Origin of the sequence: Allosphingosinicella sp. (assembly GCF_046295735.1) — a bacterium.
Taxonomy (GTDB): Bacteria; Pseudomonadota; Alphaproteobacteria; order Sphingomonadales; family Sphingomonadaceae; genus Allosphingosinicella.
Genome location: NZ_JBKBMQ010000004.1, coordinates 55,661 through 72,898 on the forward strand (window position 1 = coordinate 55,661; position 17,238 = coordinate 72,898).

Annotated in this window: 14 protein-coding genes; 7 read left to right on the top strand and 7 right to left on the bottom strand. The window is 71.3% G+C overall.

The window, feature by feature from the left end; translation table 11 throughout:
• Position 1 precedes the first annotated feature (1 nt).
• The 4 genes from smc to ACK4K7_RS05095 are packed head-to-tail and all read right to left on the bottom strand — an operon-like array spanning position 2 to position 5,492.
• Entirely contained in the window at positions 2-3,442 is a 3,441-nt protein-coding gene (smc, locus tag ACK4K7_RS05080; RefSeq protein WP_431864142.1) for a chromosome segregation protein SMC, read from the bottom strand.
• A 27-nt stretch (positions 3,443-3,469) separates the two neighbouring features.
• A complete protein-coding gene (locus ACK4K7_RS05085) occupies positions 3,470-4,186 on the bottom strand; it encodes a DsbA family protein (protein WP_431864143.1) in 717 nt (238 codons plus the stop codon).
• Positions 4,183-4,929, bottom strand: a complete 747-nt coding sequence (locus ACK4K7_RS05090; protein ID WP_431864144.1) for a thioredoxin domain-containing protein — start codon at positions 4,927-4,929, stop codon at positions 4,183-4,185. Before ACK4K7_RS05090 ends, ACK4K7_RS05085 begins: the two co-directional genes overlap by 4 nt.
• Positions 4,926-5,492 (bottom strand): DUF721 domain-containing protein, encoded by a 567-nt coding sequence (locus ACK4K7_RS05095; protein WP_431864145.1) that lies wholly within the window; start codon positions 5,490-5,492, stop codon positions 4,926-4,928. Before ACK4K7_RS05095 ends, ACK4K7_RS05090 begins: the two co-directional genes overlap by 4 nt.
• A gap of 26 nt (positions 5,493-5,518) precedes the next feature.
• Between ACK4K7_RS05095 and mutY the strand changes: the two genes are divergently transcribed.
• The 6 genes from mutY (at position 5,519) to ACK4K7_RS05125 (ending at position 12,866) form a co-directional block, all read left to right on the top strand.
• Positions 5,519-6,517: an A/G-specific adenine glycosylase gene (mutY, locus tag ACK4K7_RS05100; protein WP_431864146.1), complete on the top strand. Its 999-nt coding sequence runs from the start codon at positions 5,519-5,521 to the stop codon at positions 6,515-6,517.
• Positions 6,499-7,404, top strand: a complete 906-nt coding sequence (gene nudC / locus ACK4K7_RS05105; protein WP_431864147.1) for an NAD(+) diphosphatase — start codon at positions 6,499-6,501, stop codon at positions 7,402-7,404. The genes mutY and nudC overlap by 19 nt, the downstream gene beginning before the upstream one ends.
• 65 nt (positions 7,405-7,469) lie before the next feature.
• Positions 7,470-8,183: a c-type cytochrome gene (locus tag ACK4K7_RS05110; protein WP_431864148.1), complete on the top strand. Its 714-nt coding sequence runs from the start codon at positions 7,470-7,472 to the stop codon at positions 8,181-8,183.
• 216 nt (positions 8,184-8,399) lie between these two features.
• Positions 8,400-9,812, top strand: coding sequence for an OprO/OprP family phosphate-selective porin (locus tag ACK4K7_RS05115; protein ID WP_431864149.1), 1,413 nt, complete (start codon positions 8,400-8,402; stop codon positions 9,810-9,812).
• A 58-nt stretch (positions 9,813-9,870) separates the two neighbouring features.
• A complete protein-coding gene (locus tag ACK4K7_RS05120; protein WP_431864150.1) occupies positions 9,871-11,286 on the top strand; it encodes a DUF4139 domain-containing protein in 1,416 nt (471 codons plus the stop codon).
• 5 nt (positions 11,287-11,291) lie between these two features.
• Entirely contained in the window at positions 11,292-12,866 is a 1,575-nt protein-coding gene (locus ACK4K7_RS05125) for a DUF4139 domain-containing protein (protein WP_431864151.1), read from the top strand.
• Here the strand turns inward: ACK4K7_RS05125 and ACK4K7_RS05130 are convergent, their stop codons facing one another.
• Both ACK4K7_RS05130 and ACK4K7_RS05135 read right to left on the bottom strand, forming a co-directional pair.
• Entirely contained in the window at positions 12,867-13,250 is a 384-nt protein-coding gene (locus tag ACK4K7_RS05130) for an acyl-CoA thioesterase (RefSeq protein WP_431864152.1), read from the bottom strand.
• Positions 13,231-13,560, bottom strand: coding sequence for a hypothetical protein (locus ACK4K7_RS05135; RefSeq protein ID WP_431864153.1), 330 nt, complete (start codon positions 13,558-13,560; stop codon positions 13,231-13,233). The genes ACK4K7_RS05130 and ACK4K7_RS05135 overlap by 20 nt, the downstream gene beginning before the upstream one ends.
• A gap of 400 nt (positions 13,561-13,960) precedes the next feature.
• Between ACK4K7_RS05135 and ACK4K7_RS05140 the strand changes: the two genes are divergently transcribed.
• Positions 13,961-16,729, top strand: coding sequence for a M10 family metallopeptidase C-terminal domain-containing protein (locus tag ACK4K7_RS05140; RefSeq protein WP_431864154.1), 2,769 nt, complete (start codon positions 13,961-13,963; stop codon positions 16,727-16,729).
• 52 nt (positions 16,730-16,781) lie between these two features.
• Here the strand turns inward: ACK4K7_RS05140 and ACK4K7_RS05145 are convergent, their stop codons facing one another.
• Entirely contained in the window at positions 16,782-17,234 is a 453-nt protein-coding gene (locus ACK4K7_RS05145) for an NUDIX domain-containing protein (protein ID WP_431864155.1), read from the bottom strand.
• Positions 17,235-17,238: the final 4 nt, after the last annotated feature.

Sequence of the window (17,238 nt, forward strand, 5' to 3'; positions counted from 1 at the left end):
GCTACTCCGCCGCCAGCAGCCGCTCCGCCCCGCCCAGGTCCACGCTGACCAGGCGGCTGACGCCCTTTTCCACCATGGTGACGCCGAACAGGCGGTGCATGCGGCTCATCGTCACCGCGTTGTGGGTGACGATCAGGTAGCGGGTGTCGGTCTCGCCCACCATCCGGTCGAGCAGGTCGCAGAAGCGCTCGATATTGGCGTCGTCGAGCGGGGCGTCGACTTCGTCGAGGACGCAGATCGGCGCCGGATTGGTGAGGAACAGCGCGAAGATCAGCGCGACCGCGGTGAGCGCCTGTTCCCCGCCCGACAGCAAGGTGAGGGTGGACAGGCGCTTGCCCGGCGGCTGGGCCATGATCTCCAGCCCCGCCTCCAGCGGATCGTCCGATTCCACCAGCTCCAGATGCGCCTGGCCGCCGTCGAACAGGGTGGTGAACAGGCTGCGGAAATGGCGGTCCACCGCCTCGAAGGCGGCGAGCAGGCGCAGCCGGCCCTCGCGGTTGAGGCTGCCGATCGATCCGCGCAGCCGGTGGATGGCGACGCCGAGCTCCTCCCGCTCGGCCTGGGAGGAGACGCGATTCTCCTCGAGCTCGGCGAGCTCCCGCTCGGCGACCAGATTGACGGGGCCGATCCGCTCGCGGTCGGCGGTCAGGCGGTCGAGCCGGGCGGATTCGTCCTGCGCCGCGCCGACATCCTGTTCGTCGAACCCGGCTTTCTCCGGAAGCAGCGGGGGCGGGCATTCGAACCGCTCGCCGGAGATGCGGCCCATCTCGATGCGGCGGCTTTCCTGGTTTTCGGCGCGGGCGGCGGCGCCGGCCCGTGCCTCGCGCGCGATGCTGAGCGCCTCGCCCGCGTCGGCGAGCCGCCGTTCGGCCTCGCGCAGCCGCTCGTCGGCGGCGCGCTCGTGGGCGGCGGCGGCTTCGGCGGCCTCCGCGGCGGCGGTCGCCTGTCCCGACAGGCGCTCGACCTCGCCGGCCAGCCGCTCGGGCGCGTCGGCGAGCTTCCCGGCCTCGGCCTCGGCCTCGGCGATGCGGCGGGCCATGTCGGCGCGGCGCTTGGCGGCATCGGCGGCGCGAACCTTCCAGTCCGCCGTCTCCCGCGCCGCGGCTTCGGCGCGCTGCCGGTCGGCGCTGACCGCGCGGGCATGGGTCGCCGCTTCGGCCCGCACGTCGGCGAGCGCGCGCTGTGCCGCTTCGGCGGTCTCGCGCAGCGCCGCCACTTCGGCGTCGGTCGCCGCCGCGTCCGGAAGCGCGGTGACGATGGCGGCGGCCTCCGCCTCGGCCGCGCGCGCGTCGGCGACGTCGGCCTCGGCGCGGTCGGCGCGTTCGGCAAGGCCGGTGCGCCGCACCTCCAGCCGCTCGATCGCGACGTTCGCGGCGTCTTCCTCGCGACCCGCCTCGCGAATGGCGGCGGCGGCTTCGGCCTCGGCGCGGCGGGCGGCGTCGGCAGCCTCGCGCGCCGCCTCGATCCGCGCCCGCGCCGCGTCGACCCGCGCCTGCGCCCGCGCCACGGCGTCCGCCGCGCCCGGCAGCGCCCGCTCGATCTCGGACAATCGGTTGACGCGGATCAGCCGCTCGGCCGCGGCGGCGCCGAGGCCGGTCGCGACATAGCCGTCCCAGCGGCGCAGAAGTCCGTCGCGCGTCACCAGCCGCTGGCCGACGGCGAGGGGCAGGGTGCCATCGTCCTTGTCGACGACGCCGATCTGCCGCAGCCGCCGCGCCAGCGCCGCCGGCGCCTCCACATGCGCGGCGAGGCTTTCGCAACCCTCCGGCAGCGCCGGGTCGCGCGGGTCGGCCTCGGCCCCGGTCCAGCGCCGGGCGGCGTCGCCGGACAGAGAGGCGTCGAGATCGTCGCCGAGCGCGGCGGCGAGCGCGCGTTCGTAGCCCGGCGCGGCCTTCAGATGATGGATCGCGCGGTCGCCGCCCGCGCCTTCCACCGCCTTGCGCAGCGCCTTGGCTTCGGACTCGAGCGCGGCGAGCGCGGCCCGGGCCGACGCGCCTTCGCTCTCGGCGGCGTCGCGCGTCGCCGCCGCCTGCTGGCGGTCGGCCTCCGCGGCGCGCACCGCCTCGCCGGCGGCGACGGCGCTTTTTTCGGCGGCGTCCTTCTTGGCGCGGGCGGCGCGGCGGGCGTCGACCAGCGGCGCTTCGTCGCCGAGCTCCCCCATCTGCGCGCGCACGCGGGCGGCCTCGGCCTCGGCGCGGGAGAGGCGGGCGCGGGCGGCGTCCAGCGCGCTGCGCGCGACCCGCGCCTCCGCCTGCTCGGCCGCCTGGCGGGCGCGCGCCTTGGCGAGCGCCGCTTCCGCCGCGCGGGCGGCGTCCTCATGTTCGACGGTGCGGATGTCGATCGTGCCGCGCCGGCTTTCCGCGTCGGCGAGGCGCGCGGCGATGGCGGCCTGCTCCGCCTCCAGCCGCTCCAGCGCGGCCTTGGCGTCCTCGCCGAGCGCCGCCTCGCGCGCCTGGTCGGACGCCAGTGTCGCGCGGCGCTGCGTCAGTTCCGCGATGCGGCGGCTGACGGTGCCGAGCTCGGCCTTCAGCGCGGCGAGCCGGTGGCCGAGCGCCTGCGCCTCCTCGCGCGCGGCCAGCGCGGCGGCGCGGCGGTCGGCGACGTCGCGCGCCGCCTGATGCTGGTGCGCCGCGGCGGCGCGCTGGGCCTCGGCCGCGCGCTCCACCGCCGCGCTCGCGGCCTCGGCCTCCTTGCGCGCCGCTTCCGCCGCCGTCGCCGCCTCGCGCCAGCGGGCGAAGATCAGCCGCCCCTCGGCGGTCCGGATCTCGTCGGACAGCCGGCGGTAGCGCTCCGCGGCGCGGGCCTGGCGCTTCAGCGCGGCGGCGCGCTGCTCCATGTCGCCCAGCAGCTCGTCCACCCGGGCGAGGTTCGCCTCGGCCGCGCGCAGCTTCTGCTCGGCATCCTTGCGGCGCACGTGCAGCCCGGCGATCCCGGCCGCTTCCTCCAGCATCAGCCGCCGCTCGGTCGGCTTGGCGGCGATGACGGCGCTGATCTTGCCTTGGCTGACGAGGGCGGGGGAGTGGGCGCCGGTGGCGGCGTCGGCGAACAGCAGCGCCACGTCCTTGGCGCGGACGTCGCGGCCGTTCACCCGGTAGGCGGAGCCGGCGCCGCGCTCGATCCGGCGGGTCACCTCCACCTCGCCCTCGGGCGCGACGCCGACATCGCCGGCGACGTCGGCCGCCTCGCGCTCCAGCATCAGGGTGACTTCGGCGAATTCGCGCGGCGGGCGGAGCGCGGTCCCGGCGAAGATCACGTCCTCCATCCCGCCGCCGCGCATGGATTTCGGGCTCGATTCGCCCATCACCCAGCGGATCGCCTCGAGGACGTTGGACTTGCCGCAGCCGTTCGGGCCGACGACGCCGGTGAGGCCGGGCTCGATGCGCAGTTCGGCGGGCTCGACGAAGCTCTTGAAGCCCGACAGCTTGAGCCGCTTTATCCGCATCCCAGCCCCCCGGCCCGCATGGCGGCGCTAGCGTCCGCCGGGCGGGCGGAGCAGGGGCCGGAGCGCGGCCCAGTGATGCGCCTCGACCAGCCGGCCGTTGACGAGGAAGCTCGGCGTTCCGTGGACGCCGAGCGCGGTGCCCGCCTCCCGCATCTGCACCAGCCGCGCGACGCCGTTTTCGTCGGCAAGGCAGGCGCGCGCCGCATCGGCGTTGATGCCGTGGCGCGCGGCGATGTCGGTGAGGCCGGTGATCTCGGCGATCCGCGCCAGCCGCGCCATCGGCGGCAGGCTGTCGATCGCCTCGACCTGCGCGCGATCCAGGTCGCGGACCCGGCCCATCCATTCGGACTGGCGCGCCATGATCTCGCCGCTCAGCGCGAAGTAGCGCCGGTCGGCGGCGCAGCGGCTCAGCAGCGAGGCCGAGAGGTCGAACGGATTGAGGACGAAGTTGCGATATTCGACGCTGACGCGCCCGGGCCGGACATGCTCGTTCAGCAGCGCCGGCATGCCTTCGGCGGCGAAGGTGGCGCAGTGGCCGCAGGTGAGCGAGAGATATTCGACCAGCTTGATGGGCGCTTCGGGATTGCCCATGCGGAAGCCGCCTTCCGGCGTGCGGGCGATCACCTGGGTCCAGTCGCGCTGCGCCTTGGCGGCCTTGGGCGCCTGGGCGGGCGCGATGGCGAGCGGCGCCGCCACCGCTGCCGCGCCGGCGAGCGCCGCGATGACGAGCCGCTTCGCCTTCATCGCGCCAGCGCGCCCCGGATGCGCGCCTCGAGCCGCGGCCAGTCGGCGCCGGTTTCAAGCAACTCGCCATTGAGCAGGAAGCTCGGCGTCGCGGCGACGCCGTGGCGTTCGTTGGCGACGCGCGTCAAGTCGGCGAGCCGCGCCAGCTCCTGCTGGTTCGACAGGCAGGCATTGACCTCCGCTTCCGGAACGCCGCGGCGGCGGAAGAACTGGTCGAGCTCCAGCGCGGCGGCGAGCGCCGGCACCTGCCGCTCGGGCGGCATCGCCTGGATCGCGTTCGCTTCCTGCTCCGTCATATTGCCCATCCAGCTGCTCTGCTCGGCGAACAGCTGTTCGGTGAAACGGAAGAAGGCGGCGGGCGACTGGCAGCGCGCCAGCAGCGAGGCGGTGGCGTCCGCCGGGTCGCGCACGAAGTTGCGGAATTCCAGGCTCACATGGCCGGTACGGATATAATCGTTCTTGAGCGACTCGCTGGCCGCGCCCGAGAAGGACGCGCAGGCCGGGCAGGTCATCGACGCGAATTCGACGAGCTTCACCCGCGCGTCGGGATTGCCCATCCGGAAGCCGCCTTCGTCGGTGCGCTCGACCACTTCGGTCCAGTCGCCGTTGTTCGGCGCGGCGATGGGTTCGAGCTGCAGCTGCTCGCTGCCGACCGCGGCCGTGCCGCCGTTGCCGTCACCGCCGCCGCAGGCGCCGAGCGCGAGAACCAGCGCCATTGCCGCGACGCTCACTTTGATCTTCATCTCTTCACGTCTCCAATCTTGCCGACGACCGGGATCGCGGCGACCGCGGGCGGGGCATCGCGCGCATCGAGCCCGCGCGCAAGCGATTCCAGGCACGCCTTCAGCTTCGGATCGGCGATGCCGCGCAGCGAGTCGCCGAGATGGGCCGGGATCGGCCGGAGCGACGGCGGCGCCGTCCGCCCCCTGGCGCGAGCAAGCTTTACCACGCCGTGACGAAAGGCGACCCGCTCCACCGCCGGATAGCCGAAGAAGCGGTTGGCGCGCTCGACGATCACTGGGGCGACATGCTGCATCATCGGCGCGTGCGCGCCTTCGACGACCAGCGTCAGCACGCCCTGGCTGCGCTTGCCCGGCGGGAAGCGGATCGATTCCGGGGAGGAGACGGCGGCGTAGCGTTCGCCCACGATCTCCCGCCAGCGGCTGACGATCGCGCTCTGGACGAAGCCGAAGCGGCGGAAGGCGGCGCCGCCCACGACCGGAAGCATGTCCGCCACCGCGCGCGCGCGCTTCGCCCGCGGCGCTTCGGCCGGCTGTTTTTTCTTCGGTTCGCCCGATTTCGCCATGAGCGGGAGCATGGCATACGCGCACCATGTCCGTCGATGTGTCGCGCGCACTTTTGTGTTGGTATGCTGTGGATAAGCGGCGCCTGCCGTGGCGGGCGGAATCCGGCGAGCGGCCCGATCCCTACCGCGTCTGGCTGTCCGAAATCATGCTGCAGCAGACGACGGTCGCGGCGGTGAAGCCCTATTTCGAAGCCTTCACCCGCCGCTGGCCGACGGTCGAGGCGCTCGCCGCCGCCGAGGACGGGGAGTTGATGGCCGCCTGGGCGGGGCTCGGCTATTATGCCCGCGCCCGCAACCTGCTCGCCTGCGCCCGCGCCGTCGCGGCCGATCATGGCGGCCGCTTCCCGGACGAAGAGGCGGCGCTCGTCAAGCTGCCGGGCATCGGCCCCTATACCGCCGCCGCCATCGCCGCGATCGCCTTCGGCAAGCGGGCGGTGGCGGTGGACGGGAATGTCGAGCGGGTGGTCGCCCGGCTTTGCGCCGTGAAGGAGCCGCTGCCCAAGGCGCGCACACGGCTGCGCGCGCTCGCCGCGACTCTGGTCCCGGAGGAAGGCGCCGGCGATTTCGCGCAGGCGATGATGGACCTGGGCTCCGCCATCTGCACGCCGCGCGCGCCCGATTGCGGCGCCTGCCCGCTCCGGACCCAGTGCGCCGCCTTCGAGGAGGGCACGCCTTCGCTCTATCCGCTGAAGGCCGCCAAGGCGCCGAAGCCGAAGCGGGACGGCACCGCCTACTGGCTGGAACATGACGGCCACGTCCTCCTCGTCCGCCGCCCGCCCAAGGGGCTGCTCGGCGGCATGCTCGCTTTGCCCGAGGGCCCGCCGGCGGCGGCCGACTGGCGCGACGCGGGGACGGTCGGCCATGTCTTCACCCATTTCGCGCTCGACATGCGGCTTCTGGCCGCCGAAACCCGGGAGCGGGGGGAGGGGATCTGGTGGCCGATCGACCGCATCGGCGAGGCCGGCCTTCCCACGCTCTACGCCAAGCTCGCCGCGCGCGGCATCGAATGGAGGCAGGCCGCTTGAAGACCGGTTTCACCGGGTCCGGCATCGACCGGGCCGACCGTTTTCGCCTCGACGAGGCGCGCCTGGCGGAACTCGCCGCCCGGCTCGACGCGCGGCTGCTGCGGCTCGACGGCCTCGATCCCGTGCTCGACGCGGACGGCCGGCTGAGCTGGGGATCGCTGGCCGAGCTGGAGGAGGGACGCGACACGGTATTCCTCGGCTTGGACGGCGATCGGCCGCTGTTCGCGCCGCTCGCGCGCCCGGTCCCGGGGCAGCGGGCCTGGGCCGTCTTCCATTTGCTCACCCGCATGGCTCCGGAGGATGCGGCGCTTTGGGGCGCGGCGCGCAGCCTTGCCGAATGGCATGCGCGCCATCCTTTCTGCGGCGCCTGCGGCTCCGCCACCGCCTTCTTCCGCGGCGGCTGGGGGCGGCGCTGCGGCGGCTGCGGCACCGATCATTTTCCGCGCGTCGATCCGGTGGTGATCATGCTCGCCGAGCATGACGGGCGCGTCCTGGTCGGCCGTCAGCCGCAATATCCGCCGCGCCGCTATTCCGCGCTGGCGGGGTTCGTCGAGCCGGGCGAATCGGTGGAGGAGGCGGTCGCGCGCGAATTGTTCGAGGAAGCGGGCGTGACGGTCCGCCAGGTGCGCTACGTCGCCAGCCAGCCCTGGCCCTTTCCCGGATCGCTGATGATCGCCTGCCTCGCCGAGGCGGAAGGCGACGCGCTCAGCCTCGACGCCGACGAGCTGGAGGACGCCTTCTGGGCAAGCCGGGCGGAGATCCGCGCCGCGCTGGACGGCGCGCCCGACGCCCCGTTCCTCGCGCCGCCGCCTTATGCGATCGCCCACACGCTGCTGCGCCACTGGGCGGAAGCGGAGCGGCTTGCCCCCGGGCGTCCGCCCGCATAAAGGGGGCGCCAAATCATCGTCATTCGCGCGCGGCCGGTCCGCGCAGCTCGGAGGTTTCTGCGGACATGGACAATCGGACCAACACGATTGCGGGCTGGGTGCTGGGCGCGGGCATCGTGCTCCTGGGCGCCTCGCTCGTCACCGGCGAGGTGTTCAAAGCCGAGCGTCCGGAGACGATGGGCTATCCGATCGAGGGCGTTGAAGAGGAAGGCGGCGAGGCCCCCGGCGAGGAGCCGATCGCCTTCTTCCTGCAGACCGCCGATGCCGGCCGCGGCGAGCAGCAGTTCCGCAAATGCGCCGCCTGCCACACGATCGAACAGGGCGGCGCGCAAGGCCTGGGTCCCAATCTGTGGGGCAATATGGGCGCCACCATCGCCCATGTGGCGGGCTACACCTATTCCGACGCGCTGCGTCAGCGTTCGGGCGAGACCTGGACCTGGGAGAATATGAGCGAGTGGCTACGCTCGCCGCGCAACTTCGCCCCGGGCACCAAGATGACCTTCGCCGGCATGGGCAATCCGCAGGACCGAGCCGACCTCATGGTTTACATGAACCAGATGAGCTCCAGCCCGATCCCGCTTCCGCCGCCGCCGGCGCCGCGCGAGGATGGGAGCCCGGAAGAGGAAGCGGCGCGCGCCGCCGACGCGCCCGCCGCGGGCGACATGGGCACGCCGCAGCCGGTGCTGAACGAATCGGACGTCGCCGCGCAGCCGGAAGGCAATACGGGGGGACCGGGCGCCGGCAACGGCACCGCTCCGATGCCCGAAAAGGGCCGCTGAGGAGGTAGCGGAAGGCCGCCGCGCCGCGCCGCGACCGTCGCGCGTCCGCGATCTCGTGAACGCCCATCTTCCGCCTGGCGATGCCGGGGGGGATGGCGGGGGCATGAGTCAGGGCGAGCCGCGGGGAAGCGGCGTAACAAAAAGGTCATGCAGGTGACGCCGAGCTGTCACCCCGCTTTCCTAGGCCCGCAACCAGGCTGTCATCTCGGGGTCCGCATGACCAACAGGAAATTCGCTCTCGCCGGCCTCTTCGCCGCCACCGCGCTGGCGGGGGTCTCCCCCGCTTCGGCGCAGAGCGGCGGCGACGTCGCCGGAGAGATCGCCGCGCTGCGGGCGCAGGTCCAGGCGCTCGAGGCGCGGCTCGCCGAGATGGAAGCACGCGCCGCGGCCGAGGCGGCGGCTCCGCCCGCGGCGCCCGCGCCGGCGCAGGCCGCCGCTGCTCCTCCCGCGCCGCCGGCCGCGCCGGCGCCGAGCTGGCGGGGCGCGCCGCAGTTCACCGCGCCCGGCGGCTGGTCGTTCAAGCCGCGCGGCCGGCTTCAGTTCGACGTCGGCCATGTCGAGAGCCCGGCCGGGGTCGTCGATCCGGGCCTCGGCTTCGCCAACCGGGTCCGCCGCGCCCGGCTGGGCGTCGACGGCACCGTCCCCGGCGGGTTCGGCTACCGCTTTGAAGTCGACGTCGCGGGCGGGTCGGTCGAGTTCACCGACGCTTATCTCAGCTACCAGGCAAGCCCCAATCTCGGCTTCACGCTCGGCCAGCACAACGCCTTCGAGTCGCTGGAGCGGGTCACCAGCGCCAATTTCACGTCCTTCATGGAGCGCGCCGCCTTCACCACCGCGTTCGGCTTCGAGCGGAGGGTCGGCCTGTCGGCGACCTACAGCCGCGGCCCGCTGATCGCGGAGGCGGGCGTCTTCACCGACGACATCGCCGCCCTCGCCGACAACAATCGCGGCAGCGGGCTGGGCGACGAGAACGAATCGATCGGGGTCGACGCGCGGCTCGTATATGCGCCCAAGCTTGGGGAGACCCAGCTCCACTTCGGCGGCTCGGCGCACTGGCGGGACCAGACCGGCCTTGCCGAATCGAACGTCACCACCCGCTACCGGCAGCGGCCGTTCCTGCGCACCACCAATGTCCGCTTCATCGGCACGCCGCCGCTGCGCGTGACGCAGGAGACGCATTACGGGCTGGAGACGGCGCTCATCCGCGGCCCGTTCCACGCGGCGGGGGAAATCCACTGGCTGGACGCGGAGACGCTGGCCGGGGCGGAGCACGGCTTCTTCGGCGGCTATGCGGAGGTCGGCTATTTCCTGACCGGCGAGACCCGCGGCTACCGCAACGGCCGCTTCGACCGGACACGGGTGGCGCGTCCGCTGGGCAGCGACGGCGGCTTCGGCGCGCTGCAGGTCAATCTGCGCTACGACCATCTCGATCTGAACGGCGGCGCCGGCGCGATGGGCGGGCGGCAGAACGCCTTCCTCGCCTCGCTGATCTGGATTCCGCAGGATTATGTCCGCTTCATGCTGAATTACGGGCATCTGCGCTACGACGACGCGACGCTGCTCGGCGCCGGCGGGCGGCGGGACTATTCGGTGAACGTGCTCGGCGCGCGGGCGCAGGTCGATTTCTAGTTGACGGCTTCTGCAGCGAAGTAGACGCTGCTCCCCGATCCATTCGGGGAGCGTGTAGATGCGTCGCGTCCTGTTGCTGTGCGGCTTCGCGGCCGCTCCTTTGCTGGCCCAGCCGGTCATTCCGCCGCCCTCGCAGACCGCGCAGGGCGACGTCTCCGTCACGATCTACAACAACGATCTGGCGCTGGTGCAGGACACGCGGCAGCTCGATTTTCCCGCCGGCCGCTCGCGCCAGGATTTCCGCGACGTCTCCGGCCAGATCCGCGCCGAAACGGTGACGCTGACCGGGCCGGACATCGGCATCGTCGAGCAGAATTTCGACTTCGACCTGCTGTCGCCCCAGGCGCTGATGCAGAAGGCGGTGGGGGAGACGATCACGCTGGTGCGCACCAATCCCGCCACCGGCGCCGAAACGCGCGAGCGGGCGCGGGTGCTGGCGGCGAACGGCGGCGTCATCCTGCAGATCGGCGACCGGATCGAGGTGCTGCGCGACGACGGCCTGCCGGTGCGGGTGATCTTCGACCGGGTGCCGGAAAATCTGCGCGCCCGGCCGACCTTGTCGGTGACGGTGCAGACCGAGCGCGGCGGGCGGCGTCCGGCGACGCTCACCTATCTGACGCCCGGCCTCGGCTGGTCGGCCGATTATGTCGCCTTGTTCGACGAGCGCGCCGGGCGGATGGACGTGCAGGGCTGGATCACCCTCACCAACAACAGCGGCACGGCCTATACCAACGCCTCGGTGCTGCTGGTGGCGGGACAGGTCGGCCAGGCGGCACCGGGCCGATCCTATCGCGGCGGCTATGCCCCGCCGCCTCCGCCTCCGCCGCCGCGCGGGCTGCGCGCCGCGGGCGTCGAGACGTCGGACCGGGAACGGATCGGCGACTATTATCTTTATCCGCTGCCCGAACGGACCACCATCGCCCACCGCCAGACGAAGCAGGTGAGCTTCCTCGACGCGCCGGGCGCGCCGGCGGCGCGGGTTTATGAATATCGCAACCCCTGGCTCGGCAGCTCCGAACAGCCGCAGAGCGCGAACACCACGCTGCGCTTCTCCAGCGGCCGGGCGCAGGGCCTGGGCGACGCGCTGCCGGCCGGGACGGTGCGCGTCTACCAGCGCGACGCGCGCGGCAATCCGCAATTCGTCGGCGAAAGCGCGATCGATCATACGCCGATGGGGTCCGAACTCGGCCTCACCACCGGGCAAGCGTTCGACATCAAGATCCACCCGATCGTCGAGGAGCGGGAGCGGCTGTCGAACCAGCGCTGGCGCAGCCGCATGCGCTATGAAATCACCAATGCGCGGCCGGAGCCGGTGACGGTGGACCTGATCCAGCAGGGCCTGTGGGGCGACACGCGCATCGCCGCGGAGAGCCAACCGAGCGAGCGCCGCACCGCGGACGAGGCGCTGTGGCGGGTGCCGGTGCCCGCCAACGGCAGCGTCACCGTGACGGCGACCTTCGACACGCGGTACTGATCCCGGTGTTCCGCCGCGGCGGCCCTTTGTTCCTGCTGCTCCTGGCGCTGCTCGCCTTGCGGCCGGAGCCGGCGGCGGCGCAGGCGCGCATCGCGTCGCCCGCGCCGGTGCGGGTGGCCGTCACCATCTACCGCAACCCGGACCGGCCGGCCGGAGAGGCGCCCAATCTGCGCTGGCTCGGCGGCTTCGCTCTGGTGTCCGAAACCCGCACCATATCGATCCCGGCCGGCGAGGCGGAGGTGCGGTTCGAGGGCGTCGCCGGCGGGATCGTGCCGCAAAGCGCGATCGTCACCGGCTTTCCCGAGGGCATCGTGGAGCGGAACCGCGACGCCTTGCTGCTGTCGCCGGGCACGCTGATCGACCGCTCGCTCGGCCGCCGCGTCACGCTGCGCCGGACCTCGCTCGAGACCGGTGCCGTGCGCGAATATCAGGCGGTGGCGCGCAGCGGCGCCGGCGGGCTGCTGGTGCTGGAGACGGAGGAAGGGTTCGAGGCGCTGCGCTGCACCGGGCTGCGCGAGACCTTGCTGGTCGACGAGGTGCCGCCCGATCTCAACGCCCGGCCCACTTTGTCGGTGCGGGTGCGCAGCGCCCAGCCGCTCACCGCGACCGTCACCTTGTCCTACATCGCCACCGGCTTCGACTGGCAGGCCGATTATATCGCCCAGCTGTCGGACGACGGGCAGAAAGTGGACCTGTTTGCCTGGCTGACGCTCGCCAGCACCGACGAGACGAGCTTCTCCGAGGCCGAGACCCAAGCAGTGGCGGGCTGGCTGAACTGGCAGCGCACGCCGCCGCAGCCGCGCGAGGGCGGGCCGATCCAGCTCAACTGCTGGCCGCACAGCCGGACCAGCGACATCCCGCTCGATCCCTGGGGCATGCCGCCGCCTCCGCCCCCGCCCCCGCCGGCTCCGCCGCCGCCGCCGACGGCCGCGATCGTGGTGACCGGCGCCCGTATCGGCCGCCCCAATCTCGAACAGAGCGCTCCCGTCACCGTGATGACCGCCGAGCAGGAGGAACTGGGCGATCTCAAGCTCTACCGCATCCCCGAGCCCGTGACCGTCGCCGCCAACAGCCAGAAGCAGGTGGCGCTGCTGCGGCGGACGGGCGTGCAGGCGCGGCTCGTCCACCGCCACCGCATCGGATCGGATCCGGCAGGCGAATGGGCGCCGGCGCGGCGGCTGCTGGTGACCCGCAACCGCACGGCCGAGGGGCTGGGCCTGCCGCTGCTGGCCGGCAATCTCGTCCTCTTTTCGGCCGGGGAGAGGCGGCTGGTGATCGGCGAGGGCGAGATGCGCGACCGCGCGATCGGCGAAGAGGTGGAAGTGGAGATGGGCGAGGCGCCGGGCGTGCGTGCCCGCCACGTCCGGGTTCGCAGCGCGCGCGGCTGGACCCATTATCGGCTGGAGGTCGCGAACGACGGGCCGCGGCCCGTCGCCTATGAAGCCGAGATCGAGGTGCCGGCGCGGGACCTGCGCTCCGCCGTCCGCCTGGAGCGGCGCCGGGCGATGCCTTTGTGGAAGGTCAATGTGCCCGCGAACGGCACCGCGACGCTCGACTACCGCGTCCGGGTGCGGGACTGATCAGTCGCGCCGCACCGGGCGGGGGCGGTGCTGTTCGTCGAGCGCGACGAAGGTGAACAGCCCTTCGGTCACCTTCACTTCCTCCCGCCCGCGCGCGCGGCTCGCGATCACTTCGATGCGGATGGAGATGGAGGTGCGGCCGACCCGCTCCACCTCGGCATAGACCGAGATGAGGTCGTGCAGCAGGATCGGGGCGATAAACTTCATCGCGTCGATGGCGACGGTCGCGACCGGCCCGTCCGCCTCGCGCGAGGCGACGATGCCGGCGGCGATGTCCATCTGGCTCAGCACCCAGCCGCCGAAGATGTGGCCGTTCGAATTGATGTCGCCGGGCGCCGGCACCACCCTCAGGATCGGCGAGCGCCTAGCGTCTTCCCGGGTCATTCCATTCTCCATGCGTGGCCGCGTCGTCGTGGCCGGATGCGTTGCTGAGGAAGACGAGGCCCATCAGCGCGGTGCCGACCAGCACCGTGAGGCCGACGCCGGCGACGGTGGCGATCACCGCGTGGATCGGCATCTCGACCCCGCTCGCCTTCAGATAGATGAGCGCCAGCAGGACCGAGACGAAGGCGGCGAGCGCCATCCACTTCATCATCGCCTTGTAGCGCGCCCAGGCGGAGGCCGCCCGGGCATAATCGGGGCCCTGGCGCGCAGGCGGCGGCTCGCGCGGCGGAACGGGGTCGTGTTTCGGCATGGCGCCCATGTGGCGGCGGCGGAGCCGATCATCAAGCCCGCACCCTTTGGAAACCCCCCTGCGCCGGGCCCGGCTTTTGGCGTCATGGAACCATCGCAGCTTCAGGATGTTCTGAACAGCAGCAGTAGGCAGCGAAAACGCCAGCGAGGCGAATGGCTTGAGCGATCGGTCGTGCACATATTCAGCAAGGGCGCTCTGGTTTGCGCTCGGCTGAGGCGCGTGCCCTTCCGCTCGGCCCCGCCGCTTCGCGGCCGGTTTTGAGCTGCGTCTTCCCGGCTTCCGCCGTCCCGGCGGCTGGCCCAAGCGCACCACCTTCAAGAGTTGCGACAAATCCTTCGGCCGCCGCGCCTTCGCGGCGCGCGCGGCCATTCCCGAGGTTCAGGATTGAGGAGATCTGAAGATGTGCTGGATTTGCGAAGGCGAGCAGAGGTCGAGCCTGGCGATGAACTATTGGGCCAATCAGCTTGGCCTGTCCTCCCTCCATTACGAAGCCGCGGCCCGCGATCTGGGCGAGGTGCTGATCGGCAGCGACACCGGCCTGATCGTCATTCCGCCGGGCGTCATCACCATCGACAACGTGCCCGACGACATCAGCAGCACGGTCACGCTCTCCGTCGGCCAGACGATCGTCAACACGCTCGATTATCTGGGCGATCAGGACTTCTTCCGGGTCGAGCTGGTGGCCGGCAAGACCTATGAGATCGGCCAATATGCCCATGTCGGCGGGCCGATGGGCGTGCCGCTGGCCGACGCCTATCTCGAACTCTACGACGCGACCGGCAAGCTGCTCGTCGTCGCCGACGGCGGCGGGCCGAACACGCCGTCCGGCCTCGACGCGCTGCTCACCTTCACGCCGCAGGCAAGCGGCACCTATTTCATCAACGCGCGCGCTTATGACGAGCTGCCGGTGCCCGGCGCGACCGGCGATTTCGTCGGCGACTATCAGCTGTTCCTGCGCGAAGCCTCGCCCTTCAGCTACAAGCCCTATTACAAGCCGGACAGCCCGCTCTACGCGCTCGACTGGGGCTCGCAGGTCAAGGGCTCGTCGCGCAATCCGGACGGCGAGGAAGGCCCGCGCGAGACCGGCAATCCGTTCACCGGCCATGCCTGGAACCCCTACGGCATCACCGGCAAGAACGTCATCACCTACTATTTCGCCAAGGCGGGCGACGTGTTCGTGGACGAGGATCCGACCAATCCGGGCCTCACCACCACCATGATCGCCGCCGGCATGGAGCAGTGGGAGAAGGACGCCTTCGTAACGGCCTTCAAGGAATATGAGAAGGTCGCCGACATCGTCTATATCGAGACGCAGAACCGCTACGAGGCGGATTTCAAGATCGTCACCTACAAGGGCACGCCGGGGCCGGGCGCGAGCCTGCTCGGCCGGATGAGCCCGCCGGGCGAACGCAATGCCGGCCAGACCGAAGTCAATTCGGGCGACGAGCGCTGGAATCCGGAAGGGCTGGCGCCGGGCGGCTTCACCTTCGTCACGCTGATCCACGAGCTCGGCCACGGCCACGGCATGGCCCACCCGCATGACGGCGGCGGCCGTTCCGGCGTGATGAACGGCGTCACCTCGCGCGGCGCCGCCTTCAGCTACACGACCGGCGATTTCGGTCTCAACCAGGGCGTCTACACGATGATGTCCTATGAGGACGGATGGGTCGATTCCCCCTACGGCCAGGCCTCGACCAATGCCGGCTATGGCTGGCTCGGCGGGCTGATGGCGTTCGACATCGCGGTCATCCAGGACAAATATGGCGTCAACGAGGAATGGGCGACCGGCAACGACACCTATGTCCTGAAGGACGTGAACGCGCCCGGCACCTTCTTCTATTCGATCTGGGACGCGGGCGGGATCGACGAGATCACCTATTCCGGCAGCCGCGACGCGGTGATCGACCTCAGGCCCGCGACGCTCAAATATGAAGTGGGCGGCGGCGGCTACGTGTCCCATGTGTGGGGCATCCATGGCGGCTTCACCATCGCCAACGGCGTCACCATCGAAAATGCCAGCTCCGGTTCGGGCAACGACCGGCTGATCGGTAACGAAGCCGCCAACATCCTGCGCGGCAATGCCGGCAACGACGTGCTCGAAGGCCGCGGCGGCGACGACAAATTGTACGGCGGTGCCGGCGACGACGAACTGATCGGCGGCGACGGCAACGACCTGCTCGACGGCGGCGCGGGCATCGACATCATGCGCGGCGGCAAGGGCGACGACACCTATGTGGTCGACAATTCCGCCGACGTGGTGATCGAACTCGCCGGCGAGGGCACCGACACCGTCTTCTCGCGCGGCGACTATACGCTGGCCGCCGGGTCCCACGTCGAGATTCTGCGAACCACCGCCGCAAACGGCACCGCCGCTGTCAAACTCACCGGCAACGAGATCGCCAACACGATCTACGGCAATGCCGGCGACAACGAGCTGCGCGGCATGGCTGGAGACGACAAGCTCTATGGCGGCGACGGCAACGACCTGCTCGACGGCGGCGCCGGCAACGATCTGCTGGTCGGCGGCCGCGGCGACGACACCTACATCATCGACAATCCCAACGACGTGGTGATCGAGCTGCCGGGCGAGGGCACCGACACGATCTTCTCGCGCGGAGATTATACGCTTGGCGCGGGCGTTCATGTCGAGATCCTGCGTACCACGGCCGCGAACGGGACCAATCCGATCAACTTCAACGGCAACGAAATCGGCAACACGATCTACGGGAATGCCGGTGCCAATACGCTGCGCGGTATGGCGGGCGACGACGTGCTCTACGGGCTTGGCGGCGACGACAAGCTGTTCGGCGGCACCGGCAACGACCGGTTGATCGGCGGCGCGGGCAAGGACGGCTTCCACTTCGACACCGCCCTCAACATGTCGACCAACGTCGATCACATCGTCGACTTCAGCCCGGTCGACGACACGATCTTCCTCGATCGGTCGATCTTCTCCGGCATCGGTGAGAACGGAACGTTGAACTCCAACGCGTTCCGGACGGGAAGCTTCGCCTTCGATGCGGACGATCGCATCATCTACAACAGCGCGACCGGATCGATCTTCTACGATCCGGACGGCGCCGGCGGCGTGGAGGCGGTCCTGTTCGCGACCGTCGCTCCGGGCACGGCGCTCACCCATCTCGACTTCGTCGCCTATACGGGCGGCTGAGCCGAGCGGTCCGATGGAGAGGGCGCTCCCGCACGGGGGCGCCCTCTCTTCATCACGCGTCGCCGCCGATCCTGCCGCGATGGCGCTCCAGCGCCGCGCGGACGCGCTGTGCGCCGGGCGGCATAGCCGAAGGGGCGAATTCGGCCACCGCCTCGATTTCGAGGGACGGCCGGGGTTCGTAGATGACATCGCGGACCAGGAAGAGCGCGGCGCTATCGCGCTTGTGATCGACGATCGCGAACATGTCCTCGAGATGCTCGACCGCTCCGTACGTTCGCAGTCCGATCTCCTCGCACAGCTCGCGGATCAGCGCGGCCCGGGGATCCTCATGCCGGGGCCGCCCGCCGCCCGGAAGCTGCCAGCCGGGCGCGTAAGTCAGGCGCACGAGGATGACCTTTCCGGCGGGCGTCAGCGCGATCGCCTGCACGCCGAAGGTTTCGGGCCGGGTGAAGAACCAAAGGGTCTTTCGCGCCCGCTGGATCAGCGAGGCGGCGCCGCGCAGCATCGGT